Consider the following 2,357-nt stretch of genomic DNA (forward strand, 5'->3'; position numbering starts at 1 on the left):
CCCACAAGAAACAAAAATTGGTTTAACATTTTTTGTCGTTCTTAAAGTTCGACCATAGACTTCATTATTTATTACAATATCGGTGTAAGAGCCTATTAGATTCTCTGGCATAATAAAATCTACATCTTGAATTTTAAGATAACTTTTTGCTACACCAATGGTTGGCTTATTTAGAAGAAAGGAAGCATGAGTAGCAATACCCATGTGACGATAATGTAAATATCCATTGCCATCAAATATATATATATCTGGTTGCTTCGTTAGCTTTTTAACTGCCTCTATTATTAAAGGTAACTCTCTAAATACAAGGAAACCTGGAATATAAGGGATTGGTATTTCTCCGTAACTGTATACTTTTTCGACAATTTCCTTTGTACCATAATCAATGATTACAATACAACATGTACCATACTTAGTTTTATTTACATCCCAATAAGCCAAATCTACCCCTGCGATAAATTGAATTTCTTGTATTTGAAAATTATTTTCTAATTTAATTCTAGGTAATAATTCATCTTGGATTTTTGAAAACTTTTGTATTAATTTCTTTTCATCAAAATTATTCATTATCATCACAATCAGATAATCGGGTAATTAGTTCTAACTCCTCTTTTGTTGGAGCAACTTTTTGCCTGATTATATTCCCTTGTTTATCCCATTCAGTATACTTTAAACAAACGCCAAACTTAAACGCTCCTTCATATTTGAGTTCTTCGCTTTCATACCAAATTTTTCTGATGCCTCTTGTTTGTCCTTTTATCATGTAATCTGTAGATTTAACTTTCCCATTATGGTGAAATTTAACATAGTTACCTTCTTTAAAACCATTCTTATAATAACAGTAATACGCTAGATTCCCATTGTCATATAACTCATAAGCTAACCCAGTAAAAGGGTTTCCATCCTCATCTTCTGGTTTATCTAGCACTTCATCACTGTAAGAGGTAAACCATAGTTCCTCATCAAAATCTATACCATGTTCTAATACATATTCTTTACTTAATACATCCATCTTATTTTCCAACCTTTTTCACCTCTGAACTAAATTGAAATCCTTCAGTAATAAAATTACAATGTGGACATGTGTTCATAATGTTCATCCGTTAAAACGTACTTTACGATGACTTCAAAACATTACACAAACCTTTATTTATTCCTCTACTATCGTCATACTCTGTTCACACCCATTACAATCTATAAAAATTTAATACTAATACTAAGTACACTTATAAAATTATAATGTGCCTACTCATTTCTATCCTAAAACACAAAAAGCTCTTGTAGTCTTTAATTGACAATCAAGTGCTTTATGTTCATATGTTTTTTCTAAAACACTAACCTTTATTCTGCTGAAGGATTATAATCAACCTCTACATTTTTTAGTCCTTCTATTACTTTATTTATTCTTCTCGATAAGTCTTTTATTTCTTCTAATGTTAATTCATCTTCTGCTTCTTGTGGATTAAACATGCTTAATCTCTTTGTTATACCTTCAATGCGCCGAACAAAAACTTTCTCATGGCAGATTGCAATTTCTCCAATAGCAGTATCAACAATAACATCTTCTATCTTACCTAAGTTATCAAATTCATCCGCTAGTTTTGCTATAGCATACCTATATCCCCTGTTTTCCTCCAACAACTCTTCATATGTCTCCTGAATCGCATCAAATAATTCATTATACTCCCAGTCTTTCATCAGTCTTCCCCTCCAAAAAAATTAAGTTTAAGGAATAATTCTATTACCATTGTTGTGTATGACTTCTAATTCAATATTTTTATATTTAGCAGCAAACTCTGCTATGACTTTACTGCAACTGTCGCAAGTATCCAATTCTGTAAATAACTTAATTTTCCCAGTAGCTTGTTTATTCTCTCCAAGCCTAGAAGCAATATCATTTAGTATTTTATACTCCGTATCTGTATTCCTTAAATAACTCTCTCCCTCTTTACCAACTGCATCTGTAGCTTTAAACATTGGATTTTCAGGTTGTAAAGAAATATCAGGCACCTTATGCTCAAGATTTACTTTGAGTTCATTTATGCTACTTTGAGCATAAAATTCAGATTTACTTATCCCGCTGACATCCACTTCTGCAACAGCAAAATTACCAGATTTCTTATACCCACTTGTTAAATTCCCTCTTAGTTCTTTCACTCTATCAATTATATGTGCTTCTGTTTCTGAATCTATTTGTCTCGTTGGATACACTTTACCCGTACCCTTGCCAGCATCAACAACACCACTACCACGCCCACTCAACATTACTCAAATACTCGCTCTTATCCCCACTAACCTTCCCAACATCAGCCCTGCTCTCAGCTTTCAAGTAGGAACTCATATTACCAACCCCACCC

Annotated in this window: 4 protein-coding genes; all 4 read right to left on the reverse strand. The window is 32.5% G+C overall.

The window, feature by feature from the left end:
* Nucleotides 1–567 (reverse strand): endonuclease V (locus ACLIJJ_RS26740; RefSeq protein WP_411412012.1); only part of this gene is annotated, 567 nt, incomplete at its 3' end.
* Nucleotides 560–1,012 carry a toxin-antitoxin system YwqK family antitoxin gene (locus tag ACLIJJ_RS26745; protein ID WP_341081636.1) on the reverse strand — a complete coding sequence of 151 codons (453 nt, stop codon included), beginning with the start codon at nucleotides 1,010–1,012 and terminating at the stop codon, nucleotides 560–562. The genes ACLIJJ_RS26745 and ACLIJJ_RS26740, both read right to left, overlap by 8 nt.
* 329 nt (nucleotides 1,013–1,341) lie before the next feature.
* Nucleotides 1,342–1,698: an Imm3 family immunity protein gene (locus ACLIJJ_RS26750; RefSeq protein WP_411412010.1), complete on the reverse strand. Its 357-nt coding sequence runs from the start codon at nucleotides 1,696–1,698 to the stop codon at nucleotides 1,342–1,344.
* Nucleotides 1,699–1,725: 27 nt separating this feature from the next.
* On the reverse strand, nucleotides 1,726–2,265 hold the full coding sequence (locus ACLIJJ_RS26755; protein WP_411412011.1) for a deaminase domain-containing protein: 540 nt from the start codon (nucleotides 2,263–2,265) through the stop codon (nucleotides 1,726–1,728).
* Nucleotides 2,266–2,357: the final 92 nt, after the last annotated feature.

The organism is Niallia laureatilytica, assembly GCF_046613985.1.
In the GTDB taxonomy this organism is placed as follows: Bacteria; Bacillota; Bacilli; order Bacillales; family Cytobacillaceae; genus Niallia.